The organism is Dysgonomonas sp. PH5-45, from assembly GCF_029893235.1.
GTDB lineage: Bacteria > Bacteroidota > Bacteroidia > Bacteroidales > Dysgonomonadaceae > UBA1309.
This window is the reverse complement of the sequence record NZ_JARXWE010000014.1, coordinates 32098-52278: the sequence shown is the minus strand read 5'-3', so window position 1 is coordinate 52278 and position 20181 is coordinate 32098. Positions and strand designations below refer to the sequence as shown.

General features: G+C 42.6%; 34 protein-coding genes. All 34 read left to right on the top strand.

Going from position 1 to position 20181, the window contains the following annotated elements; genetic code table 11:
- Positions 1 to 72 precede the first annotated feature (72 nt).
- The 34 genes from pta to rpsD all read left to right on the top strand — a co-directional run bounded on the left by pta (position 73) and on the right by rpsD (position 20179).
- On the top strand, positions 73 to 1083 hold the full coding sequence (gene pta / locus M2132_RS06850) for a phosphate acetyltransferase (protein ID WP_280672648.1): 1011 nt from the start codon (positions 73 to 75) through the stop codon (positions 1081 to 1083).
- A 25-nt stretch (positions 1084 to 1108) separates the two neighbouring features.
- Entirely contained in the window at positions 1109 to 2077 is a 969-nt protein-coding gene (locus M2132_RS06845; protein ID WP_280672646.1) for a 3-hydroxyacyl-CoA dehydrogenase family protein, read from the top strand.
- 7 nt (positions 2078 to 2084) lie between these two features.
- On the top strand, positions 2085 to 3290 hold the full coding sequence (locus M2132_RS06840) for an acetate kinase (RefSeq protein WP_280672644.1): 1206 nt from the start codon (positions 2085 to 2087) through the stop codon (positions 3288 to 3290).
- Positions 3291 to 3612: 322 nt separating this feature from the next.
- Complete coding sequence (gene rpsL / locus M2132_RS06835) at positions 3613 to 4017, top strand: 30S ribosomal protein S12 (RefSeq protein ID WP_280672642.1); 405 nt, start codon at positions 3613 to 3615, stop codon at positions 4015 to 4017.
- A 129-nt stretch (positions 4018 to 4146) separates the two neighbouring features.
- The gene (rpsG, locus tag M2132_RS06830; protein ID WP_280672640.1) at positions 4147 to 4623 is read left to right on the top strand and encodes a 30S ribosomal protein S7; all 477 of its coding nucleotides are present in this window, start codon (positions 4147 to 4149) and stop codon (positions 4621 to 4623) included.
- A gap of 23 nt (positions 4624 to 4646) precedes the next feature.
- Positions 4647 to 6773, top strand: a complete 2127-nt coding sequence (gene fusA, locus M2132_RS06825; protein ID WP_280672638.1) for an elongation factor G — start codon at positions 4647 to 4649, stop codon at positions 6771 to 6773.
- 90 nt (positions 6774 to 6863) lie between these two features.
- Positions 6864 to 7169, top strand: a complete 306-nt coding sequence (rpsJ, locus tag M2132_RS06820) for a 30S ribosomal protein S10 (RefSeq protein ID WP_280672636.1) — start codon at positions 6864 to 6866, stop codon at positions 7167 to 7169.
- A gap of 24 nt (positions 7170 to 7193) precedes the next feature.
- A complete protein-coding gene (gene rplC / locus M2132_RS06815) occupies positions 7194 to 7808 on the top strand; it encodes a 50S ribosomal protein L3 (RefSeq protein WP_280672634.1) in 615 nt (204 codons plus the stop codon).
- Entirely contained in the window at positions 7808 to 8437 is a 630-nt protein-coding gene (gene rplD, locus M2132_RS06810) for a 50S ribosomal protein L4 (protein ID WP_280672632.1), read from the top strand. The genes rplC and rplD overlap by 1 nt, the downstream gene beginning before the upstream one ends.
- 12 nt (positions 8438 to 8449) lie before the next feature.
- A complete protein-coding gene (gene rplW, locus M2132_RS06805; protein WP_280672630.1) occupies positions 8450 to 8743 on the top strand; it encodes a 50S ribosomal protein L23 in 294 nt (97 codons plus the stop codon).
- Positions 8744 to 8750: 7 nt separating this feature from the next.
- A complete protein-coding gene (rplB, locus tag M2132_RS06800) occupies positions 8751 to 9575 on the top strand; it encodes a 50S ribosomal protein L2 (protein WP_280672628.1) in 825 nt (274 codons plus the stop codon).
- Between the two features lie 21 nt (positions 9576 to 9596).
- The gene (gene rpsS, locus M2132_RS06795) at positions 9597 to 9866 is read left to right on the top strand and encodes a 30S ribosomal protein S19 (protein ID WP_280672626.1); all 270 of its coding nucleotides are present in this window, start codon (positions 9597 to 9599) and stop codon (positions 9864 to 9866) included.
- Between the two features lie 42 nt (positions 9867 to 9908).
- The gene (gene rplV, locus M2132_RS06790) at positions 9909 to 10316 is read left to right on the top strand and encodes a 50S ribosomal protein L22 (protein WP_280672624.1); all 408 of its coding nucleotides are present in this window, start codon (positions 9909 to 9911) and stop codon (positions 10314 to 10316) included.
- Between the two features lie 5 nt (positions 10317 to 10321).
- Positions 10322 to 11056, top strand: coding sequence for a 30S ribosomal protein S3 (gene rpsC / locus M2132_RS06785; RefSeq protein ID WP_280672622.1), 735 nt, complete (start codon positions 10322 to 10324; stop codon positions 11054 to 11056).
- Between the two features lie 21 nt (positions 11057 to 11077).
- Positions 11078 to 11509 carry a 50S ribosomal protein L16 gene (gene rplP / locus M2132_RS06780; protein ID WP_280672620.1) on the top strand — a complete coding sequence of 144 codons (432 nt, stop codon included), beginning with the start codon at positions 11078 to 11080 and terminating at the stop codon, positions 11507 to 11509.
- A 5-nt stretch (positions 11510 to 11514) separates the two neighbouring features.
- Positions 11515 to 11718 carry a 50S ribosomal protein L29 gene (gene rpmC / locus M2132_RS06775; protein ID WP_280672618.1) on the top strand — a complete coding sequence of 68 codons (204 nt, stop codon included), beginning with the start codon at positions 11515 to 11517 and terminating at the stop codon, positions 11716 to 11718.
- Positions 11718 to 11975 carry a 30S ribosomal protein S17 gene (rpsQ, locus tag M2132_RS06770; RefSeq protein ID WP_280672616.1) on the top strand — a complete coding sequence of 86 codons (258 nt, stop codon included), beginning with the start codon at positions 11718 to 11720 and terminating at the stop codon, positions 11973 to 11975. The genes rpmC and rpsQ overlap by 1 nt, the downstream gene beginning before the upstream one ends.
- A 1-nt stretch (position 11976) precedes the next feature.
- Complete coding sequence (rplN, locus tag M2132_RS06765) at positions 11977 to 12342, top strand: 50S ribosomal protein L14 (RefSeq protein ID WP_280672613.1); 366 nt, start codon at positions 11977 to 11979, stop codon at positions 12340 to 12342.
- 22 nt (positions 12343 to 12364) lie between these two features.
- The gene (gene rplX, locus M2132_RS06760; protein WP_280672611.1) at positions 12365 to 12682 is read left to right on the top strand and encodes a 50S ribosomal protein L24; all 318 of its coding nucleotides are present in this window, start codon (positions 12365 to 12367) and stop codon (positions 12680 to 12682) included.
- Complete coding sequence (gene rplE / locus M2132_RS06755) at positions 12682 to 13239, top strand: 50S ribosomal protein L5 (RefSeq protein WP_280672609.1); 558 nt, start codon at positions 12682 to 12684, stop codon at positions 13237 to 13239. The genes rplX and rplE overlap by 1 nt, the downstream gene beginning before the upstream one ends.
- 6 nt (positions 13240 to 13245) lie before the next feature.
- Positions 13246 to 13515, top strand: a complete 270-nt coding sequence (rpsN, locus tag M2132_RS06750) for a 30S ribosomal protein S14 (protein WP_280672608.1) — start codon at positions 13246 to 13248, stop codon at positions 13513 to 13515.
- Between the two features lie 70 nt (positions 13516 to 13585).
- Positions 13586 to 13981: a 30S ribosomal protein S8 gene (gene rpsH, locus M2132_RS06745; protein WP_280672606.1), complete on the top strand. Its 396-nt coding sequence runs from the start codon at positions 13586 to 13588 to the stop codon at positions 13979 to 13981.
- Between the two features lie 21 nt (positions 13982 to 14002).
- Positions 14003 to 14557, top strand: a complete 555-nt coding sequence (gene rplF / locus M2132_RS06740; protein WP_280672604.1) for a 50S ribosomal protein L6 — start codon at positions 14003 to 14005, stop codon at positions 14555 to 14557.
- 20 nt (positions 14558 to 14577) lie between these two features.
- The gene (gene rplR / locus M2132_RS06735; protein ID WP_280672602.1) at positions 14578 to 14925 is read left to right on the top strand and encodes a 50S ribosomal protein L18; all 348 of its coding nucleotides are present in this window, start codon (positions 14578 to 14580) and stop codon (positions 14923 to 14925) included.
- A 6-nt stretch (positions 14926 to 14931) separates the two neighbouring features.
- Positions 14932 to 15450, top strand: a complete 519-nt coding sequence (rpsE, locus tag M2132_RS06730) for a 30S ribosomal protein S5 (protein WP_280672600.1) — start codon at positions 14932 to 14934, stop codon at positions 15448 to 15450.
- Positions 15451 to 15470: 20 nt separating this feature from the next.
- A complete protein-coding gene (gene rpmD / locus M2132_RS06725; RefSeq protein ID WP_280672598.1) occupies positions 15471 to 15647 on the top strand; it encodes a 50S ribosomal protein L30 in 177 nt (58 codons plus the stop codon).
- A 32-nt stretch (positions 15648 to 15679) separates the two neighbouring features.
- On the top strand, positions 15680 to 16129 hold the full coding sequence (gene rplO / locus M2132_RS06720; RefSeq protein WP_280672596.1) for a 50S ribosomal protein L15: 450 nt from the start codon (positions 15680 to 15682) through the stop codon (positions 16127 to 16129).
- 1 nt (position 16130) lies between these two features.
- The gene (gene secY, locus M2132_RS06715) at positions 16131 to 17459 is read left to right on the top strand and encodes a preprotein translocase subunit SecY (RefSeq protein ID WP_280672594.1); all 1329 of its coding nucleotides are present in this window, start codon (positions 16131 to 16133) and stop codon (positions 17457 to 17459) included.
- Positions 17460 to 17471: 12 nt separating this feature from the next.
- Positions 17472 to 18272, top strand: coding sequence for a type I methionyl aminopeptidase (gene map / locus M2132_RS06710; protein WP_280672592.1), 801 nt, complete (start codon positions 17472 to 17474; stop codon positions 18270 to 18272).
- 10 nt (positions 18273 to 18282) lie between these two features.
- Positions 18283 to 18501: a translation initiation factor IF-1 gene (infA, locus tag M2132_RS06705; protein ID WP_280672590.1), complete on the top strand. Its 219-nt coding sequence runs from the start codon at positions 18283 to 18285 to the stop codon at positions 18499 to 18501.
- A gap of 13 nt (positions 18502 to 18514) precedes the next feature.
- Positions 18515 to 18631, top strand: a complete 117-nt coding sequence (gene ykgO / locus M2132_RS06700; protein WP_243348069.1) for a type B 50S ribosomal protein L36 — start codon at positions 18515 to 18517, stop codon at positions 18629 to 18631.
- A gap of 34 nt (positions 18632 to 18665) precedes the next feature.
- On the top strand, positions 18666 to 19046 hold the full coding sequence (rpsM, locus tag M2132_RS06695) for a 30S ribosomal protein S13 (protein WP_280672583.1): 381 nt from the start codon (positions 18666 to 18668) through the stop codon (positions 19044 to 19046).
- Between the two features lie 9 nt (positions 19047 to 19055).
- Positions 19056 to 19445, top strand: a complete 390-nt coding sequence (gene rpsK / locus M2132_RS06690) for a 30S ribosomal protein S11 (protein WP_280672581.1) — start codon at positions 19056 to 19058, stop codon at positions 19443 to 19445.
- A 125-nt stretch (positions 19446 to 19570) separates the two neighbouring features.
- The gene (gene rpsD, locus M2132_RS06685) at positions 19571 to 20179 is read left to right on the top strand and encodes a 30S ribosomal protein S4 (protein ID WP_280672579.1); all 609 of its coding nucleotides are present in this window, start codon (positions 19571 to 19573) and stop codon (positions 20177 to 20179) included.
- Positions 20180 to 20181: the final 2 nt, after the last annotated feature.

Here is a 20181-nt window from a genome sequence, read left to right as displayed (position 1 = left end):
AAACATCAGAAATAAAGCCCGGCGGAAATATCCATTCCGTTGGCTTCTTTTCTTTTTATAACAAGGATTTTTATGGACTTGATTCAAGAAATGATTGTAAGGGCAAAAGCCGATAAACAATCGATTGTATTGCCCGAAGGCACCGAAGAACGGACTCTCCGGGCTGCCGACCGTCTTATTGGTGACGGAGTAGCGAACATTACATTGTTGGGTAACCCCGACGAGGTTAAGGCTCAGGCCGCGTCGTATGGGCTGAAAAACATAGACAGGGCAACCATTATAGATCCGAAGAATCATGCAAAGAAACAAGCCTATATAGACCTCTTGGTGGAATTGCGCAAGTCGAAAGGATTGACACCCGAACAAGCTGCCAAGCTGGTGGAAGACCCTCTGTATCTGGCTTGTTTGATGATAAAAGCGGGCGATGCCGATGGCGAGGTTGCCGGAGCGATGAATGCAACGGGCAATGTGTTGCGTCCGGCTTTGCAAATCATCAAAACAGTGCCGGGCATAAGTGTTGTGTCGGGGGTGTTCCTGATGTTTACAAAAACTCCTCAATACGGTAAAAACGGCTTGCTGTTGTGTGCCGACTGTGCCGTAACGCCAAATCCTACGGCCGCCGAGCTTGCGCAGATAGCTGTTTGTACAGGTAATTCGGCACGTACTTTTGTTGGCGAAGAACCCCGTGTGGCTATGCTCAGCTTTTCGACCAAAGGAAGTGCTAAGCACGAGATGGTAGACAAGGTAGTTGAGGCCACCCGATTGGCTCGTGAACTTGATCCCACTATGTTGATAGACGGCGAGTTACAGGCCGATGCCGCCCTTGTTCCTTCGGTAGGAGCAAGCAAAGCTCCGGGCAGTGAAGTTGCAGGTAGAGCAAATGTATTGGTGTTCCCTACGCTGGAAGTAGGTAATATAGCTTACAAACTGGTTCAACGTTTGGGCGAAGCCGAAGCTGTGGGCCCTGTTCTGCAAGGTATGGCCGCTCCGGTAAACGACCTGTCGAGAGGTTGCTCGGTCGACGATATTTATAAACTTGTTGCCATTACGGCCAATCAGGCTATTGCTGCCAAAAAGAAATAATAATACAATCACATATAAGTAAGAAATGGGAGAAGTTATAAAGGAATCTATCGAAAACTTTGGACTGGGAAAACACGAAAAAGGCAAGTCCATGTTCTCGAAAATAGGAGTCGTGGGCTGTGGCAAGGATGGACGCAGTATAGTAAACCTGACGGCTCTTGCCGGCATGGAAGTGGTTTTTGTTGATATTTCGGAAGAAAGGGTGCAATATGCTTTAAACGAGATTAGCCATAGCCTCGATACAAAAATCCAAAACTGGGGCTTGACTCAAAACGAGAAACGTGCAACAATGAACCGTATAACCGGTTCGATCAACTATGCCGACCTCAAAGATTGCGACTTGGTGATAGAGTGTATCCGCTATGACGCCGACGGTCAGCGTAGCACAGAACTCCGGAAGGAAGCTTTCAAAAAACTTGAATCAGTATTGGCTCCCGATGCTATTATCGCAACAAATGCCACTACGGTTATTATCAGCGAACTTGCTGCCGATTTAGTGCATAAAGAGCGTTGTGTGAGCCTTCACTTCCCGATAGCGCATTCGGATGCCCGTTTGTTGGAGATTGTGAAAGGTACCTTCACCTCGCCCGAGGTTTTGGAACGTGTACTCCTTTTTGCCAAACTTGTAAAATATACGCCTATCGAAGTACAGGAAAGCAGCGGCTTGGTTAGCCTCCGCTTGATGGTAACGATGCTTAACGAAGCCTGCCAGATGTTGATGGAAAACTTGACTTCGATGGAAAATATAGACGAAGAATTCCGTGTTATTTACGGACAACGTTACGGAATATTCCAGTTGGCCGACATATTCGGTATCGAAAAACTGGTTATGCTCATGGATAATATGTTTAACGAGTATGGCGACAAGAAATATAAAGCTCCGCCTTTGTTGTTGCGCCTTTACCGTTCTAAACAGTATGGCATGTCGTCGGGCAGAGGATTCTATATTTATGACGAAGCCGGAAATAAACTAAAAGCTAACGATTTAATCTGATACCGAAATGAAAATACTTGTATTGAACTGCGGAAGTTCGTCTATAAAATATAAACTCTTTGATATGAACAGCAAAGAGGTGGTTGCTCAGGGTGGTATCGAAAAAGTGGGCATGAAAGGCTCTTTCCTTACCGCAAAAATGCCAAACGGAGACAAGGTTGTTTTTGAGGGCGATGTGATGGAGCATAAAACAGGGATAGAATATATACTTGGTGTTCTTACCAGCCAAAAATACGGTTGCCTTAAATCGCTGAGCGAAATTGATGCCGTGGGGCATCGCTTGGTGCATGGCGGCGAAAAGTTTAATAAGAGTGTGCTTATAACCGATCAGGTTATGGAAAAGGTTGTAGAGTGTATAGACCTTGCTCCTTTGCACAATCCGCCTAATATTGCGGGGGTTGATGCTGTGAAGGAACTGATGGGCGACATCCCTCAGGTTGGGGTTTTTGATACGGCTTTCCACCAGACTATGCCCGCTAAGGCGTATATGTATGGCACACCTTATTCGTTGTACGAGAAGTACGCTATCCGCCGTTACGGTTTCCACGGAACAAGTCACCGTTATGTAACCAAGCGCGCGTGCGAATTTTTAGGCTTGCCTTACGAGGAGCAGAAAATCGTTTCGGCGCACATTGGCAACGGTGGGTCGCTGGCGGCTGTGGCAGGCGGTAAATCGTTAGACACGAGCATGGGTATGACTCCTGTTGAAGGTTTGCTGATGGGAACACGTTCGGGCGATGTTGACGCCGGAGTACTTTCTTATATTATGGAGAAAGAAAACGTTGGGCCTCAGTCTATCTCTACGATAGTTAATAAGTTCAGCGGACTGTTGGGTGTTTCGGGTGTTTCGTCCGATATGCGCGAGCTTCATGCGGCCGTAGAAGAAGGTAGTGAACGGGCTAAACTGGCCTTGGAAATGTTTTCGTATCGCGTAAAAAAATACATAGGTGCTTATGCGGCTGCCTTAGGAGGCTTGGATGTGCTTGTGTTTACCGGAGGTATCGGCGAGAACGATACAGATACACGCTACGAAATTTGCCAAGGGCTTGCTTTTATGGGTATTGAAATAGACCAAAAGGTAAATAGCGGAACCCGTGGCGAAGAAATCGTTATCAGCACACCGCAATCGAAGGTAAAAGTGGTTGTTATCCCAACCGACGAAGAATACATGATTGCTTCCGATACGATGGATATTGTTTCGGGGACGAAATAAATAAAAGGAAAAGATAGGGGGTAAAAACGCCTCTGTTTAGAAAATAGGAATAAAAACAAGGATGAGTCTACGGGCTTTTCCTTGTTTTTTATTTGAGCAAAAAGGTACGGCTTTTGTGTTTATAACATTTGTAATTTATTGGTAATTAATTTGTTTATTTCGGGCAAATGACGTACTTTTGCAACTCGGTTTAAAGTCGAACGACTGTCGATGTATGGTATCTGATTGGTAATCATAGTGTTGACGGTGTGTTTTGGGCTTTGGCTGAAAGTTGTTTTAACCAAAAAAAGAAATTAAATTTTTAGTTTTAAAAAGAAAAAAAATGCCTACAATTCAACAATTAGTAAGAAAAGGACGGGCTGTTTTGGTTGAGAAGAGTAAATCTCCTGCGTTGGATTCATGTCCACAAAGACGCGGTGTTTGTGTGCGTGTGTACACAACTACTCCTAAAAAACCAAACTCAGCAATGCGTAAAGTAGCACGTGTGCGTTTAACTAACACCAAAGAAGTGAATGCTTACATTCCGGGCGAAGGCCACAACTTGCAAGAACACTCTATCGTATTGGTTAGAGGTGGTCGTGTAAAAGACCTTCCGGGTGTACGTTACCACATCGTTCGCGGTACGCTCGATACTGCCGGTGTGAATGGCCGTACACAAAGACGCTCAAAATACGGGGCTAAACGTCCAAAACCGGGTGCGGCAGCAAAACCCGCAGGCAAAAAATAAATCTGAGTAAGATTTAACAGCAAAAAAGTATTAAACAAAAAAAGTAGGCTACAAAAGGTTGAGTAAATGATTCGGATGAATCGTTGAAGACGTCGAAGATTGGCAGCCAAACAAAACAAAAAATTAAAAATGAGAAAGACAAAACCAAAGAAAAGACAGATCCTTCCGGATCCGGTTTTCGGTGATGTAAAGGTTACAAAGTTTGTTAACCACCTGATGTATGACGGAAAGAAAAGTACATCGTTTACTATTTTCTATTCTGCTTTAGAAGTAGTTAAAGCAAAACTTCCTAACGAAGAAAAATCTCCGCTCGAAATATGGAGAGCAGCATTAGATAACGTAACACCACAAGTAGAGGTTAAGTCTCGCCGTGTTGGTGGTGCTACATTCCAAGTACCAACAGAAATTCGCCCCGACCGCAAAGAATCTGTTTCTATGAAAAACCTTATCCTTTACGCTCGCAAAAGAGGAGGTAAAACAATGGCCGACAAATTGGGAGCCGAAATCGTAGACGCATTCAACAATCAGGGTGGTGCTTACAAAAGAAAAGAAGATATGCACAAAATGGCCGAAGCTAACCGTGCATTCGCTTATTTCAGATTTTAATTATTAAGGAGGAAACAAAACCAATGGCAAAAGCTATAGACAGTTTAAGACTTACCAGAAACATCGGTATCATGGCTCACATCGATGCCGGTAAAACTACTACATCAGAGCGTATCCTTTTCTATACCGGTTTGACACACAAAATCGGTGAGGTACACGATGGTGCAGCCACCATGGACTGGATGGAGCAAGAGCAAGAGCGTGGTATCACTATCACATCGGCTGCTACAACCACCCAGTGGAAGTATGACAACGAAATATATAAAATAAACCTGATAGACACTCCGGGACACGTTGACTTTACCGTAGAGGTAGAGCGTTCGCTTCGTATCCTTGACGGTGCAATCGCTACATTCTGTGCGGTAGGTGGTGTTGAGCCCCAATCCGAAACAGTATGGCGTCAGGCCGATAAATATAACGTTCCACGTATTTGTTATGTAAACAAAATGGACCGTTCGGGTGCAAACTTCTTCGAAGTAGCCCGTCAGATTAAAGAAGTTTTGGGCGCAAATCCATGCCCTATACAAATCCCTGTGGGAGCCGAAGAGACTTTCAAAGGTATTGTAGACTTGGTAACCATGAAAGCTTACTTCTGGCACGACGAAACAATGGGAGCTGCTTACACAGTAGAAGAAATCCCTGCCGAATACCGTGCTGAGGCTGAAGAATGGAGAGAGAAATTGTTGGAAAAGATCGCCGAATGCGACGAATCGTTGATGGAGAAATTCTTTGACGATCCTTCAACAATCACTGAAGATGAAATCCGCGCGGCTATCCGTATCGGAACCCTTAATATGCAAATCAACCCGATGTTGTTGGGTTCGTCGTTCAAAAACAAAGGTGTACAACCTCTTTTGGATGCCGTTTCATCATATCTGCCCAGCCCTATCGATACATTGGCTATCGAGGGAACAGACCCCAGAACAGACGAGAAAGTTGTTCGCCACCCAAGTCCGGACGAGCCTCTTTGCGCCTTGGCGTTTAAGATCGCAACCGACCCGTTTGTTGGCCGCCTTTGCTTCTTCCGTGTTTATTCGGGCGAACTTCCCGCAGGTTCTTACGTGTACAACCCACGTTCTGAAAAGAAAGAACGTATTTCACGTTTGTTCCAGATGCACTCAAACAAACAAAATCCTAAGGATGTGATTGGTTGTGGTGATATCGGTGCAGGTGTAGGCTTCAAGGATATCCGTACAGGTGATACGCTTTGCGACGAAAACAATCCTATCGTTCTTGAGTCTATGGACTTCCCAGAACCGGTTATCGGGGTTGCTATCGAGCCTAAAACTCAGAAAGATATCGACAAACTTTCTACCGGCTTGGCTAAGCTGTCGGAAGAAGATCCAACTTTCCGCGTAAGCACCAACGAAGAAACCGGACAAACGGTTATCGAAGGTATGGGCGAGCTTCACTTGGAAATCATTATAGACCGTCTTAAACGTGAGTTTAAGGTAGAGTGTAACCAAGGCCGTCCTCAGGTTACTTATAAAGAAGCGATTACAGAAGAAGTTCAACTTCGCGAAGTTTATAAGAAACAAACCGGTGGTCGTGGTAAATTTGCCGATATCATCGTTAAGATTGGTCCTAAAGATGCTGACTTTGAAACAAGTGAACTACAATTTGTAGACGAAGTGAAAGGTGGTAACATTCCTAAAGAATTTATACCTTCGGTTCAGAAAGGTTTCTTGAGCGCTATGAAAACCGGTGTTCTTGCAGGATTCCCACTCGACAGCCTGAAAGTTGTTTTGATTGACGGTTCTTATCACCCTGTCGATTCAGACCAGTTGTCGTACGAGCTTTGTGCGCGTATGGCCTTCAGAAACGCTTGCGAAAAAGCACGTCCAGTGTTGCAAGAGCCTATCATGAAACTTGAAGTTGTTACTCCCGAAGAAAGCATGGGGGATGTGATTTCAGACTTGAACAAACGTCGTGGACAGGTTGAAGGTATGGAATCGAACCGTTCGGGTGCGCGTATCGTTAAGGCTAAAGTGCCTTTGGCAGAAATGTTCGGATACGTAACATCGTTGAGAACAATCACTTCGGGTAGAGCAACGTCGGCAATGACATTCTCTCACTACGAAGAAGTTTCATCATCAATTGCACGTCAGGTATTGACAGAATGCCAAGGTCGTGTTGATCTTATAAAATAAATGAACGAAGTTGCGGTTAGTAAATGACTCTTAACCGCAACTTTCTTTGTTATACGCAATATTTATAAATTAATTAACAGAAAATTGACAATGAGTCAAAAAATTAGAATCAAACTAAAATCTTACGATTACAACTTGGTAGACAAGTCTGCCGAAAAGATCGTTAAAACAGTAAAGGCTACCGGCGCGGTTGTTAGCGGGCCAATTCCACTCCCAACCCACAAACGTATCTTCACTGTAAACCGTTCGACGTTCGTAAACAAAAAATCGCGCGAGCAATTCGAACTAAACTCTTACAAAAGACTTATCGACATCTACAGCTCAACTGCCAAAACAGTAGACGCTCTGATGAAGTTAGAGTTGCCAAGTGGTGTAGAAGTAGAAATCAAAGTTTGATAAACCAGTAAAATTATTAATGAAATGCCAGGATTATTAGGAAAAAAAATCGGAATGACATCCGTTTTCAGTGCCGAGGGAAAAAACATTCCATGCACTGTTGTCGAAGTAGGTCCTTGTGTTGTTACTCAGGTGAAGACTGCCGAAAAAGATGGTTATGAGGCTGTGCAAATTGGCTTTGAAGACAAAAAAGACAAGCACACAACAAAACCATTGGCCGGTCACTTCAAAAAAGCAGGAGTAGCGCCAAAGAGACACTTGGTTGAGTTCAAAGGATTTGAAGATTGTAAACTCGGAGATGTACTAACTGTAGATTTGTTCGAGGAAAGCGGCTTCGTTGATGTAATCGGTACATCAAAAGGTAAAGGATTTCAGGGTGTAGTAAAACGTCACGGTTTTGGCGGGGTTGGTCAAAAAACCCTTGGTCAGCACAACCGTCTTCGTGCACCGGGTTCTATCGGAGCTTGTTCTTATCCGGCAAAAGTGTTTAAAGGAACTCGCATGGGCGGACAAATGGGAAATGAGCGCGTAACAGTGCAAAATCTACAGGTAATTAAAGTAATTGCAGAGCACAACCTATTGTTGATTAAAGGTTCTGTTCCGGGAAGCAAAGGTTCAATCGTAATAATTGAGAAATAATGGAACTTAGTGTATTTAATATAGAAGGTAAAGATACCGGCAAAAAAATAGCGCTCAACGATGCTATTTATGGAATCGAACCTAACGATCACGTACTTTGGTTGGACGTTAAGCAATACCTTGCAAACCAACGCCAAGGAACACACAAGTCGAAAGAAAGAAGCGAAATGTCTGGTAGTACCCGCAAGCTGATCCGCCAAAAAGGTGGTGGTGGCGCTCGCCGTGGTGATATCAACTCTCCAGTGTTGGTTGGTGGTGCCCGCGTGTTTGGCCCAAAACCAAGAGATTATCACTTCAAACTGAACAAAAAAGTTAAAGTTTTGGCCCGTAAATCGGCTTTGGCATACAAAGCGAAAGAAAATCAGATTCTTGTTGTTGAAGACTTCTCTCTTGCGGCACCAAAAACAAAAGATTTTATCGCTTTAGCTAAAAACTTGCAAGTTGCTGACAAAAAGGTAGTTCTGGTTTTGCCGGATCAAAATAAAAACGTATATTTGTCGGCTCGTAATTTACAAAATGTAAAAGTTGTAACGGCTTCTGACATAAACGCTTACACAATTCTTAATTGTACAAGCTTTGTGATGGCAGAGTCTTCTGTGGCTGTAATTGATAAACTTTTAAAAGCATAAGGAGAATAAAAAATGGGAATTTTAATAAAACCAATATTAACAGAAAAACAAACAGCGATTTCGGAAAAGTTCCCTAATCGTTACGCTTTTCGTGTTGTTCCAAGTGCAAATAAAGTAGAAATCAAAAACGCAGTGGAACAGCTTTACGGCGTGAAAGTAGCTAAAGTAAATACCATGAACTATCTGGGCAAACGCAAAAGCCGCTTCACCAAATCGGGTGTGGTAAATGGTAGAACTCCTTCTTTCAAGAAAGCAATCGTGACCTTGGCAGAAGGTCAAGTAATAGACTTTTTTAGTAATATCTAAATAGAAAATGGCAGTTAGAAAATTAAAGCCCACAACACCGGGGCAAAGACACAAAGTTATTGGTACATTTGAAGAAATCACTGCGAGTGTACCAGAGAAATCTCTTGTAGTCGGTAAGAAAGCATCTGGTGGCCGTAACAACGAAGGTAAAATGACAATGCGTTACCTTGGAGGCGGTCACAAAAGAAAATTCAGAATCATTGACTTCAAGAGAAACAAAGACGGAATTCCTGCTACAGTAAAATCAATCGAATACGATCCGAACCGTTCGGCTCGTATCGCCTTGTTATATTACGCAGATGGAGCAAAAGCGTATATCGTTTCTCCAAATGGGTTGCAGGTAGGTCAGACAGTGATCTCAGGCGCAGAAGCTGCCCCTGAAATAGGAAATGCTTTACCGATGGCAAATATACCAGTCGGTACAGTTGTTCATAACATCGAATTACGTCCCGGACAGGGTGCTAAGATGGTTCGTTCGGCAGGAGCGTTCGCACAGTTGACTTCTCGCGAAGGCGACTATGTGATTATCCGCATGCCTTCGGGCGAAACCCGCAAAATCTTGGCAGCTTGTAAAGCTACTATTGGTAGTGTTGGTAATTCGGACCATGCTCTTGAAAAATCAGGTAAGGCAGGTCGCTCTAGATGGCTTGGACGCCGTCCGCACAACCGTGGTGTTGTGATGAACCCAGTCGATCACCCAATGGGTGGTGGTGAAGGACGTTCGTCAGGAGGTCACCCAAGATCACGCAAAGGATTGTACGCTAAGGGTCTTAAGACTAGAGCACCGAAGAAACACTCTTCTAAGTACATAATTGAAAGAAGAAAAAAATAATCTGATATAATTTAAAGAAATATGAGTCGTTCGTTAAAAAAAGGTCCATATATCAACATAAAGCTTGAAAAGAAAGTACTGGCTATGAATGAGTCGGGCAAGAAAGCTGTGGTTAAGACATGGGCAAGGGCTTCAATGATATCACCCGACTTTGTAGGTCATACTATTGCTGTTCATAACGGAAATAAATTTATTCCTGTTTATGTAACTGAAAATATGGTAGGTCACAAACTGGGCGAGTTTGCATTAACTCGTACCTTCCGCGGACATGGTGGTAACAAGAAAAGATAATTGAGCCAAGAGAATTAGTAAAAAAGAAACAGAAAATAAAAAATGGGAAAGAGAAAATATTTAGCAGCTCAAGCACGTAAAGAGGCCAATAAAACGGTTTCTTTCGCAAAGTTGAATGCGGTCCCAACATCACCTCGCAAAATGCGCCTTGTGGCGGATATGGTAAGAGGTATGGAGGCGTTCAAAGCTCTTGGCGTTTTGAGATTCTCGAACAAAGAGGCTGCAGCAAGGGTTGAAAAACTTTTGAAATCTGCAATCGCTAACTGGGAAGCAAAAAACGAGCGTAAAGCTGAGAGTGGAGAATTATATATATCTGAAATAAAGGTGGATAGCGCAGCTATGCTGAAACGCCTTCGCCCTGCACCACAGGGAAGGGGTTACAGAATCCGCAAACGCTCAAATCATGTGACAATTATAGTAGATACACTTAATAACAAAAAAAATAATTAAGCCAGATGGGACAAAAAGTCAATCCGATAGCAAATCGTTTAGGTATCATCCGTGGATGGGACTCTAACTGGTATGGCGGTAAAAAATATGGCGAAACATTGTTGGAAGACAGCAAGATTCGTACTTATTTGAATGCCCGCCTGGCAAAAGCTAGTGTGTCTCGTATCGTGATAGAACGTACATTGAAGCTTGTAACAATAACAGTATGTACTGCACGCCCCGGTATCATTATCGGTAAAGGTGGACAGGAAGTAGACAAGCTGAAAGAAGAATTAAAGAAAATTACAGATAAAGACATTCAAATCAACATTTTTGAGATCAAAAAGCCAGAGCTTGATGCGGTGATCGTTGCTAATAACATAGCACGTCAGTTGGAAGGTAAGATTGCTTACCGCCGCGCTGTTAAGATGGCTATCGCTTCAACAATGCGTTTGGGTGCGGAAGGTATCAAAATTCAGATTTCAGGCCGTCTTAACGGAGCTGAAATGGCTCGCTCTGAAATGTATAAAGAAGGACGTACTCCACTTCATACATTCCGTGCCGATATCGACTATGCTCACGCCGAGGCCCTTACAAAAGTTGGTTTGCTTGGTATTAAAGTATGGATTTGCCGTGGAGAAGTTTACGGCAAGAAAGACCTTGCTCCTTCATTCACATCGAAAGACGCTCCATCTAACCACGGTGGCGGTGGTCGCAGATCGGAAGGTGGTCGAGGTTTCAAGAAAGGTAAGAGAAAATAAGAATTAAACGTTTGAAGTAAGATGTTACAACCGAAAAAAACAAAGTTCAGAAGACAGCAAAAAGGTCGTATGAAAGGAAATGCCCAAAGAGGGCATGAGTTGGCATTCGGATCGTTTGGAATCAAAACTCTTGAAAACAAATGGATCACCGGACGTCAGATCGAAGCGGCTCGTATTGCTGTGACACGTTACATGCAACGTCAAGGACAGGTTTGGGTGAGGATTTTCCCAGACAAACCAATCACAAAGAAGCCTGCAGAAGTGCGTATGGGTAAGGGTAAGGGTTCTCCCGAAGGATTTGTTGCCCCTGTTACTCCGGGTAGAATTCTTTTTGAAATAGAAGGAGTCTCTTTTGATGTAGCAAAAGAAGCATTGCGCTTGGCTGCACAGAAACTCCCTGTTACTACAAAATTTGTGGTACGCAGAGACTATGACTTAACTCAAAATTCTTAAGCACTATGAAGATTGCAGAAGTAAGAGAACTGTCCGAAAAAGACTTGCGTGACAGATTGGATGCTGAACGTATAGCATTAAACCAATTAGTATTGAACCACAGTGTAACTCCATTGGATAATCCTTCTAAAATCAAGGACAGCCGCCGTACAGTGGCTCGCTTGTTGACAGAAATTCGCCAAAGGGAAATAAATAATAACAAGGGCTGATGGAAACTAGAAATTTAAGAAAAGAAAGAATCGGGGTCGTTTTCAGTAACAAAATGGACAAGTCTATCACAGTTGCTGTAAAATGGAAAGAGAAACACCCTATTTATGGTAAGTTCGTTAATAAAACGAAGAAATTTCATGCTCACGATGAGAAAAACGAGTGTAACATTGGTGACACAGTACGAATCATGGAAACTCGTCCGTTGAGCAAAACAAAAAGATGGAGATTAATCGAAATAATCGAAAGGGCTAAGTAATATGATACAACAAGAATCAAGACTAGTAGTTGCAGATAATAGTGGTGCCCGTGAGGCTCTTTGTATCCGTGTTTTGGGCGGAACAAGAAGACGCTATGCTTCTGTTGGGGATGTAATCGTTGTTGCTATCAAAAACGTGATCCCTTCGAGTGATGTTAAAAAAGGTGCAGTAACAAAAGCTATTATTGTTCGTACGAAAAAAGAAGTACGCCGTGCAGACGGTTCGTATATCCGTTTCGACGACAATGCGTGCGTATTGCTGAATGCATCGGGTGAAATCAGAGGAAGCCGTATTTTCGGTCCGGTAGCGCGCGAACTTCGTGCCACTAACATGAAAATCGTTTCATTAGCACCAGAGGTACTTTAATCCATAAAAACCAGAGAAGGTAATGAGTAAATTACATATCAAAAAAGGCGATACTGTTTATGTTAATGCCGGTTCGAGCAAAGGAAAGACTGGTCGTGTGATCAAAGTCCTTGTTGAAAAACAACGTGCCGTTGTTGAAGGTGTTAATATGATTTCAAAACACGCGAAGCCTAATGCAAAGAATCCTCAAGGAGGAATAGAGAAGAAAGAAGCTCCTATCCATATTTCTAACCTGAACGTTGTTGACCCTGCATCGGGGAAAGCTACACGTATAGGTCGTAAATTGGTTGATGGGAAGTTAGTACGTTACGCTAAAAAATCAGGGAAGGAGATTAAATAATGAGCAATACAACAAATCTTAAAACAGAATATAAAGACCGTATTGTAGCTTCTTTGATGAACGAATTCGGTTACAAGTCGCCAATGCAAGTTCCTGTATTGAAAAAGATCGTGGTGAACCAAGGTCTTGGAATTGCCGTTGCCGACAAAAAGATAATAGAAACAGCTATCAACGAACTGACCAACATTACAGGCCAGAAAGCTGTGGCAACGGTTTCGAAAAAAGATATCTCGAACTTCAAATTGCGTAAAAAAATGCCTATCGGTGTGATGGTAACTTTGCGTCACGACCGCATGTACGAATTTTTGGAAAGACTGGTAAGAGTTGCCCTTCCACGTATTCGTGACTTCAAAGGTATTGAAAGCAAACTTGACGGACGCGGTAATTATACATTGGGTATCCAAGAGCAAATCATTTTCCCTGAAATAAATATCGATACGATTAACAGAATTTTAGGAATGAATATTACCTTTGTAACTTCTGCTAAAACAGACGAAGAAGGTTATGCTCTTTTGAGAGAATTTGGTCTTCCATTTAAGAACGCTAAAAAAGATTAATATAAGATGGCAAAAGAATCAATGAAAGCCCGTGAGGTGAAACGTGCAAGATTGGTTGCTAAATACGCAGCTAAAAGAGCGCAGTTGAAAGCCGAGGGCGATTATGATGCCTTGCAGGCTCTACCTAAAAATGCCTCTCCTGTACGTTTGCACAATCGTTGCAGCCTTACAGGCCGTCCAAAAGGCTATATCCGCCAATTTGGAATTTCTCGTATCCAATTCCGGGAAATGGCATCGAAAGGTCTTATCCCCGGCATCAAGAAAGCAAGCTGGTAAGCAAACAATTATTTTATTATAGAGTTAAATATTGTTCCGATAGTCGGAATTAATTTAAATCATTTTAATCATGACAGATCCAATAGCAGATTATTTGACGCGCTTGAGAAATGCTATTCAAGCCAAACATCGTGTGGTAGAAATACCGGCGTCGAATCTAAAAAAAGAGATAACTAAAATTCTCTTGGAAAAAGGCTACATCCTTAACTATAAGTTTGTAGACGAAGGACCTCAGGGCAGCATAAAAATCGCCTTGAAGTACGATCCGGTGAACAAAGTGAACGCTATCAAGAAATTGGTTCGCGTTTCAACTCCGGGTCTTCGTAAATACACCGGATATAAAGATATGCCCCGTGTTCTTAACGGATTGGGTATAGCTGTATTATCTACTTCTAAAGGTGTTATGACAGACAAAGAAGCCCGCGCAAATCAGGTGGGTGGCGAAGTTTTATGTTATATTTATTAATTTAGAAGGAGGATAGTATTTATGTCAAGAATAGGAAAATTACCAATAAGTATCCCTGCGGGGGTGACAATCACGGTATCGGACGATAACGTGGTTACTGTGAAAGGTAAAAAAGGAGAACTGATACAAGCAGTGAATCCTGATATTAAAGTTTCTGTTGACGGAGGCGAACTAACTGTGAGCCGTCCTACAGACGAAAAAAATCATCGTGCATTACACGGCCTATACAGATCGTTGATCAATAATATGGTTGTTGGTGTTTCTGAAGGATATCGCAAAGAACTTGAGCTTGTGGGTGTGGGTTACCGTGCCTCTCATCAGGGTCAGATTCTGGAGCTTTCGTTGGGTTATACCCACAGTATCTTTATGCAATTGCCTAAAGAAATTGTATTGGATACCAAATCGGAAAGAAATAAGAACCCTCTTATTATCCTTGAATCGTGCGATAAACAGCTGATCGGGCAAGTATGTTCTAAGATTCGTTCGTTCCGTAAACCTGAGCCTTACAAAGGAAAAGGTATACGTTTTGTGGGCGAGGTTATACGTCGTAAGTCAGGTAAATCAGCAGGTAAGTAATTTGAAAAACTGAAGAAAACATGGCAACGAATAAAGTAGAAAGAAGACGTAAAATAAAATTAGACGTACGCAGTAAGATTTCAGGAACTGCAGAGCGTCCACGTTTGACAGTGTTTAGAAGCAACAAGCAAATCTATGCACAGGTAATTGACGATGTGGCTGGAAAAACTTTGGCATCGGCATCTTCTCTTAAAATAGCCGACAAGGCTCCTAAGAAAGAATTGGCTGCTAAGGTAGGCGAACTTATTGCAAAAAGTGCTCAGGAAGCAGGTGTAACAGCCGTTGTGTTTGACCGTAACGGTTTCTTATACCACGGCAGAGTGAAAGAGTTGGCTGAAGCTGCTCGTAATGGTGGACTTAAATTTTAATGAGAGATGGCAGGAATTAATAATAAAGTTAAGACGACTAACGATATTGAGTTGAAAGACCGTTTGGTGGCTATCAACCGTGTTACGAAAGTAACAAAAGGTGGTCGCACATTCAGCTTTGCAGCTATTGTAGTTGTAGGTAACGAAGACGGTATCGTTGGTTGGGGATTAGGAAAAGCCGGTGAGGTAACAACAGCTATCGCAAAAGGTGTTGAAGCCGCTAAGAAAAACCTAATCAAAGTGCCAGTGCTTAAAGGAACGATTCCTCACGAGCAAGTTTCTCGCTTTGGTGGTTCGGAAGTAATGATCCGCCCGGCTGCTCCCGGTACAGGGGTTAAGGCAGGGGGTGCGATGCGTGCCGTGCTTGAGAGCGTTGGTGTAACAGACGTGCTTGCAAAATCGAAAGGATCGTCAAACCCTCACAACTTAGTGAAGGCTACAATCGAGGCTTTGGGTGAGTTGAGAGACGCATACACTGTTGCTCAAAACAGAGGAGTGTCTATGGAAAAAGTGTTTAAAGGTTAATTTGCAAAACAGAAAAAGAAATGGCAAAAATTAAAGTTAAACAAGTTAGAAGTAGAATCAATTGTCCACAATCGCAAAAAAATGTTTTGGATGCCCTTGGTTTGAGAAAATTGCATCGCGTTGTTGAGCATGAAGATACTCCTTCGATACTTGGTATGATCGAAAAAGTGAAACACTTGGTTTCTGTAGAAAAATAATTAGAGTAAGTAAGATAAAAATATAACAGAATATGAATTTATCGAATTTAAAACCTGCTGCAGGCGCTACTAAAACAAGAAAAAGAATCGGTCGTGGTACTGGTTCGGGTTTGGGTGGCACTTCAACAAGAGGTCATAAAGGAGCTAAGTCAAGATCGGGTTACTCGCGCAAGATCGGGTTTGAAGGTGGTCAGATGCCAATTCAACGCCGCTTGCCTAAATTTGGTTTCAAAAACATCAACCGTGTTGAGTACAAACCAATCAACCTCGACTTGCTACAAGGCTTGGCAGATGCAAAAGGCTTAACTAAAATAGATGTGAACACATTGATCGAGGCTGGCTTTATCGCATCTAAGCACCTTGTTAAAATATTAGGTAATGGAGCATTGACTGCCAAACTGGAAGTTGAAGCCCATGCATTCTCAAAATCAGCAGAAGAAGCTATTACAAAAGTTGGCGGAACTGTAACAAAACTGAAATAACATGGGATTAGTAAAGACACTAGAGAACATATGGAAGATTGAGGATTTGAGAAAAAGAATCCTCACTACTTTCTTTTTCGTAGTTATCTATCGCTTCGGCTCGTTTGTTGTATTGCCCGGGGTTGATCCGGCACAATTGGACGCACTTCGCGCGCATACATCAGGCGGCTTGTTAGGGCTGTTAGATATGTTTTCGGGAGGAGCATTTGCCAATGCATCTATCTTTGCGTTAGGTATAATGCCCTACATCTCAGCGTCGATTGTAATCCAGTTATTGGGAATTGCATTACCCTATTTCCAAAAATTGCAACGTGAAGGTGAAAGTGGCCGTACAAAAATGAATCAATATACCCGCTACCTGACAATTGCGATATTGTTGTTCCAAGGTCCTGCCTACCTGTTGGGTGCGCTTCAGGGTGCAACTCCGGGTGGTTTCTGGGATTTCTTGTTGCCTTCAACAATAATCCTTGCCGGTGGTAGTATGTTTGTATTGTGGTTGGGAGAGCGTATCACCGACAAAGGTATCGGTAACGGTATTTCGTTTATCATCCTTGTGGGTATCATCGCCCGTTTGCCTCATGCTTTGATTGGTGAGTTTGCATCACGATTGAACGATCAAGCCGGTGGTTTGGTTATGTTCTTGGTAGAAATCGTATTCCTACTTTTTGTTATTGCCGGTGCAATACTATTGGTTCAGGGAACACGCAAAATACCTGTGCAATATGCAAAACGAATTGTAGGTAACAAACAATATGGTGGCGCGCGCCAGTACATTCCTCTAAAGGTAAATGCTGCTAACGTAATGCCTATCATCTTTGCTCAGGCAATCATGTTTATACCTATTGCAATAACAGGCTTTTCGACCAGCGAAAATGCCGGTTGGTTGTCTACTCAATTGAACGACAATACAAGTTGGTTATACTGTCTGATTTTTTCAGCTTTAATCATAATCTTTACTTATTTCTATACAGCCGTAACGGTCAATCCAGTACAGATGGCCGAAGAGTTGAAAAGAAATAACGGATTTATTCCCGGTATCAAACCCGGAAAGCGGACAGCTGATTATATTGATGAAGTAATGTCGCGTATCACTCTGCCCGGTTCTCTATTCTTGGCACTTGTAGCTATCATGCCTGCATTTGCAAGCTTGTTTGGAATCAGCCGTGAGTTTGCTCAGTTCTTTGGCGGAACATCTCTTCTTATCTTGGTTGGGGTTGTACTTGATACACTGCAACAAGTGGAGAGTCATCTGTTGATGAGGCGCTACGACGGTTTGTTGAAATCAGGGGCAAGAATAAAAGGTCGTTCAGGTTCAATTGCAGCCTATTAATTTAGATTACAGATGATATTCCTGAAAACAGCGGAAGAAATTGAATTAATGCGGAAAAGCAACCGTTTGGTTGGAATGACGCTGGGCGAGATGGCTAAAATCATCAAACCGGGCGTAACAACAGCCCATCTGAACAAGGTTGCAACCGATTTTATACGTAGTCACGGGGCCATTCCTTTGTTCTTAGGATACAAAGGAGCTCCCGGAGCTATCGACTTCCCCGGTTCTATCTGTGCCTCGGTAAACGAAGAGGTTGTGCATGGCATACCATCCGACTATGAACTGCGCGATGGAGATATTATCTCGGTCGACTGTGGAACGGAGTTAAACGGTTTTTGTGGCGATTCGGCCTATACGTTTTGCGTGGGCGAAGTTGCCGAAGATGTGAAAGCATTGCTTCGGGCTACAAAAGAAGGATTGTACAAAGGGATAGAACAAGCTGTGGAAGGAAACAGGATAGGGGATATAGGAAACGCCGTACAGTCGTATTGCGAAGCGAAGGGTTACTCGGTAGTGCGCGAGTTGGTTGGTCATGGAATTGGTCGCCGGATGCACGAAGACCCACAGGTTCCCAACTACGGCAAAAAAGGCACCGGTCCTTTGCTGAAGAAAGGTATGTGCATAGCTATCGAGCCGATGATTAATATGGGTAGCAAAAACGTGGTTTTTGAACGCGACGGGTGGACTGTCCGCACAAAAGACCGCAAACCCGCTGCTCACTTTGAACATACGGTGGCTATTACAGGCGGCGAGGCAGATATCCTGTCTACATTCGAATTCATAGAAGCAGTTTTAGGAGAAAACGCAATCTGAAATATTATTTATGGCTAAACAAGCAGCAATAGAACAAGACGGAGTAATAATCGAGGCATTGTCTAACGCAATGTTTCGTGTAGAGTTGGAAAACGGACATGAAATAACCGCCCATATCTCGGGGAAGATGCGTATGCATTACATCAAAATCCTTCCCGGCGATAAGGTAAGAGTTGAAATGTCGCCTTATGATTTGTCGAAAGGACGAATCTCTTTCAGATATAAATAAAACAAAAAAAGATATGAAAGTAAGAGCATCATTAAAGAAACGTACGGCCGACTGCAAGATTGTCAGAAGAAAAGGTCGTTTATACATTATCAACAAAAAAAATCCTAAGTACAAACAACGTCAAGGATAATTTATTAATTTTGCACAAATTATAAAATAACTATATGGCAATAAGAATAGTTGGTGTGGATTTACCAAGTAATAAGAGAGGCGAAATAGCCTTGACTTATATCTATGGTATAGGAAGAAGCACTGCCAATAAAATATTGGAAGAAGCTGGTATCGACCGTGATATCAAAGTGAAAGACTGGAACGACGAACAAGCCGGAGCTGTTCGTGAACTAATTGGAACAAAATACAAAGTGGAGGGAGACCTTCGTTCTGAAGTTCAGTTGAACATCAAACGTCTGATGGATATCGGATGCTACCGTGGTATACGCCACCGTATCGGTTTGCCCCTAAGAGGTCAAAGCACCAAAAATAACGCCCGTACACGTAAGGGAAGAAAGAAAACTGTTGCAAATAAGAAAAAAGCTACAAAATAATAGTTTAATATGGCAAAGAAAACAGTCGCAGCGAAAAAGAGAAACGTTAAGGTCGATGCAAACGGACAGCTTCATGTTCATTCTTCGTTTAACAATATTATTATTTCTCTTACAAACAGTGAAGGACAAGTAATCAGCTGGTCGTCGGCCGGTAAGATGGGATTCAGAAGTTCTAAGAAAAACACTCCATATGCAGCCCAAATGGCGGCACAAGATTGTGCTAAAATAGCTTATGACCTTGGCTTGAGAAAAGTTAAAGCATACGTTAAAGGGCCAGGCAACGGACGTGAGTCGGCAATCAGAACAGTACACGGAGCAGGCATTGAAGTAACCGAAATCGTAGACGTTACTCCGCTTCCACACAATGGATGCCGCCCCCCAAAACAAAGAAGAGTTTAATTATCAGGTTTTATCTATTGTAGAAACTTGAGTTGTGATTGATTGCACAAGAAACCCTCTCTGTAATCGCGGCTGCACAATTCGGGCTTCGTTTTAGATGTTTTTTATTAATTCGTAAAAGAAAAATGGCAAGATATACTGGACCAAAATCAAAAATCGCCCGTAAATTTGGTGAACCTATTTTCGGACCGGACAAAGTTCTTTCTAAAAAGAACTATCCTCCCGGACAACACGGAAATAACAGAAGAAAGAAAACATCGGAGTACGGAATTCAGCTTCGTGAAAAACAAAAAGCTAAATACACTTATGGTGTGTTAGAGAAACAATTCCGTAATCTGTTTGACAAAGCGGCACGTACTCGCGGTATTACCGGTGAGATACTGTTGCAATTGTTGGAATGCCGCCTCGATAACATCGTTTTTCGTTTAGGTATTGCTCCAACAAGAGCTGCAGCCCGCCAGTTGGTTTCTCACAAACATATTACTGTTGATGGAAAGATTGTAAACATTCCTTCTTATTCAGTAAAACCGGGTCAATTGGTTTCTGTTCGCGAGAAGTCTAAATCTTTGGAGGTGATTGATAATTCACTATCGGGTTTCAATCACAGTAAATATCCTTGGATGGAATGGGATAACAGTTCAAAACAAGGCAAATTCCTACATATACCGGAAAGAGCCGATATCCCAGAGAACATAAAAGAACAGTTGATCGTAGAATTGTATTCTAAAAATTAATT

What these genes read in the sequence shown, in the direction of transcription:
- rpsG (WP_280672640.1), top strand. Translation starts at nt 4,147, where the DNA reads ATGAGAAAGACAAAACCAAAGAAAAGACAGATCCTTCCGGATCCGGTT.
- fusA (WP_280672638.1), top strand. Translation starts at nt 4,647, where the DNA reads ATGGCAAAAGCTATAGACAGTTTAAGACTTACCAGAAACATCGGTATC.
- rpsD (WP_280672579.1), top strand. Translation starts at nt 19,571, where the DNA reads ATGGCAAGATATACTGGACCAAAATCAAAAATCGCCCGTAAATTTGGT.
- rpmD (WP_280672598.1), top strand. Translation starts at nt 15,471, where the DNA reads ATGGCAAAAATTAAAGTTAAACAAGTTAGAAGTAGAATCAATTGTCCA.
- rpsN (WP_280672608.1), top strand. Translation starts at nt 13,246, where the DNA reads ATGGCAAAAGAATCAATGAAAGCCCGTGAGGTGAAACGTGCAAGATTG.
- rpsE (WP_280672600.1), top strand. Translation starts at nt 14,932, where the DNA reads ATGGCAGGAATTAATAATAAAGTTAAGACGACTAACGATATTGAGTTG.
- rpsL (WP_280672642.1), top strand. Translation starts at nt 3,613, where the DNA reads ATGCCTACAATTCAACAATTAGTAAGAAAAGGACGGGCTGTTTTGGTT.
- infA (WP_280672590.1), top strand. Translation starts at nt 18,283, where the DNA reads ATGGCTAAACAAGCAGCAATAGAACAAGACGGAGTAATAATCGAGGCA.
- rplD (WP_280672632.1), top strand. Translation starts at nt 7,808, where the DNA reads ATGGAACTTAGTGTATTTAATATAGAAGGTAAAGATACCGGCAAAAAA.
- rplP (WP_280672620.1), top strand. Translation starts at nt 11,078, where the DNA reads ATGTTACAACCGAAAAAAACAAAGTTCAGAAGACAGCAAAAAGGTCGT.
- rpsM (WP_280672583.1), top strand. Translation starts at nt 18,666, where the DNA reads ATGGCAATAAGAATAGTTGGTGTGGATTTACCAAGTAATAAGAGAGGC.
- rpsQ (WP_280672616.1), top strand. Translation starts at nt 11,718, where the DNA reads ATGGAAACTAGAAATTTAAGAAAAGAAAGAATCGGGGTCGTTTTCAGT.
- rpsC (WP_280672622.1), top strand. Translation starts at nt 10,322, where the DNA reads ATGGGACAAAAAGTCAATCCGATAGCAAATCGTTTAGGTATCATCCGT.
- rplF (WP_280672604.1), top strand. Translation starts at nt 14,003, where the DNA reads ATGTCAAGAATAGGAAAATTACCAATAAGTATCCCTGCGGGGGTGACA.
- rpmC (WP_280672618.1), top strand. Translation starts at nt 11,515, where the DNA reads ATGAAGATTGCAGAAGTAAGAGAACTGTCCGAAAAAGACTTGCGTGAC.
- rplE (WP_280672609.1), top strand. Translation starts at nt 12,682, where the DNA reads ATGAGCAATACAACAAATCTTAAAACAGAATATAAAGACCGTATTGTA.
- secY (WP_280672594.1), top strand. Translation starts at nt 16,131, where the DNA reads ATGGGATTAGTAAAGACACTAGAGAACATATGGAAGATTGAGGATTTG.
- rplR (WP_280672602.1), top strand. Translation starts at nt 14,578, where the DNA reads ATGGCAACGAATAAAGTAGAAAGAAGACGTAAAATAAAATTAGACGTA.
- rpsK (WP_280672581.1), top strand. Translation starts at nt 19,056, where the DNA reads ATGGCAAAGAAAACAGTCGCAGCGAAAAAGAGAAACGTTAAGGTCGAT.
- M2132_RS06840 (WP_280672644.1), top strand. Translation starts at nt 2,085, where the DNA reads ATGAAAATACTTGTATTGAACTGCGGAAGTTCGTCTATAAAATATAAA.
- rplN (WP_280672613.1), top strand. Translation starts at nt 11,977, where the DNA reads ATGATACAACAAGAATCAAGACTAGTAGTTGCAGATAATAGTGGTGCC.
- map (WP_280672592.1), top strand. Translation starts at nt 17,472, where the DNA reads ATGATATTCCTGAAAACAGCGGAAGAAATTGAATTAATGCGGAAAAGC.
- pta (WP_280672648.1), top strand. Translation starts at nt 73, where the DNA reads ATGGACTTGATTCAAGAAATGATTGTAAGGGCAAAAGCCGATAAACAA.
- rpsS (WP_280672626.1), top strand. Translation starts at nt 9,597, where the DNA reads ATGAGTCGTTCGTTAAAAAAAGGTCCATATATCAACATAAAGCTTGAA.
- M2132_RS06845 (WP_280672646.1), top strand. Translation starts at nt 1,109, where the DNA reads ATGGGAGAAGTTATAAAGGAATCTATCGAAAACTTTGGACTGGGAAAA.
- rplB (WP_280672628.1), top strand. Translation starts at nt 8,751, where the DNA reads ATGGCAGTTAGAAAATTAAAGCCCACAACACCGGGGCAAAGACACAAA.
- rplX (WP_280672611.1), top strand. Translation starts at nt 12,365, where the DNA reads ATGAGTAAATTACATATCAAAAAAGGCGATACTGTTTATGTTAATGCC.
- rpsH (WP_280672606.1), top strand. Translation starts at nt 13,586, where the DNA reads ATGACAGATCCAATAGCAGATTATTTGACGCGCTTGAGAAATGCTATT.
- rplO (WP_280672596.1), top strand. Translation starts at nt 15,680, where the DNA reads ATGAATTTATCGAATTTAAAACCTGCTGCAGGCGCTACTAAAACAAGA.
- ykgO (WP_243348069.1), top strand. Translation starts at nt 18,515, where the DNA reads ATGAAAGTAAGAGCATCATTAAAGAAACGTACGGCCGACTGCAAGATT.
- rplW (WP_280672630.1), top strand. Translation starts at nt 8,450, where the DNA reads ATGGGAATTTTAATAAAACCAATATTAACAGAAAAACAAACAGCGATT.
- rplC (WP_280672634.1), top strand. Translation starts at nt 7,194, where the DNA reads ATGCCAGGATTATTAGGAAAAAAAATCGGAATGACATCCGTTTTCAGT.
- rplV (WP_280672624.1), top strand. Translation starts at nt 9,909, where the DNA reads ATGGGAAAGAGAAAATATTTAGCAGCTCAAGCACGTAAAGAGGCCAAT.
- rpsJ (WP_280672636.1), top strand. Translation starts at nt 6,864, where the DNA reads ATGAGTCAAAAAATTAGAATCAAACTAAAATCTTACGATTACAACTTG.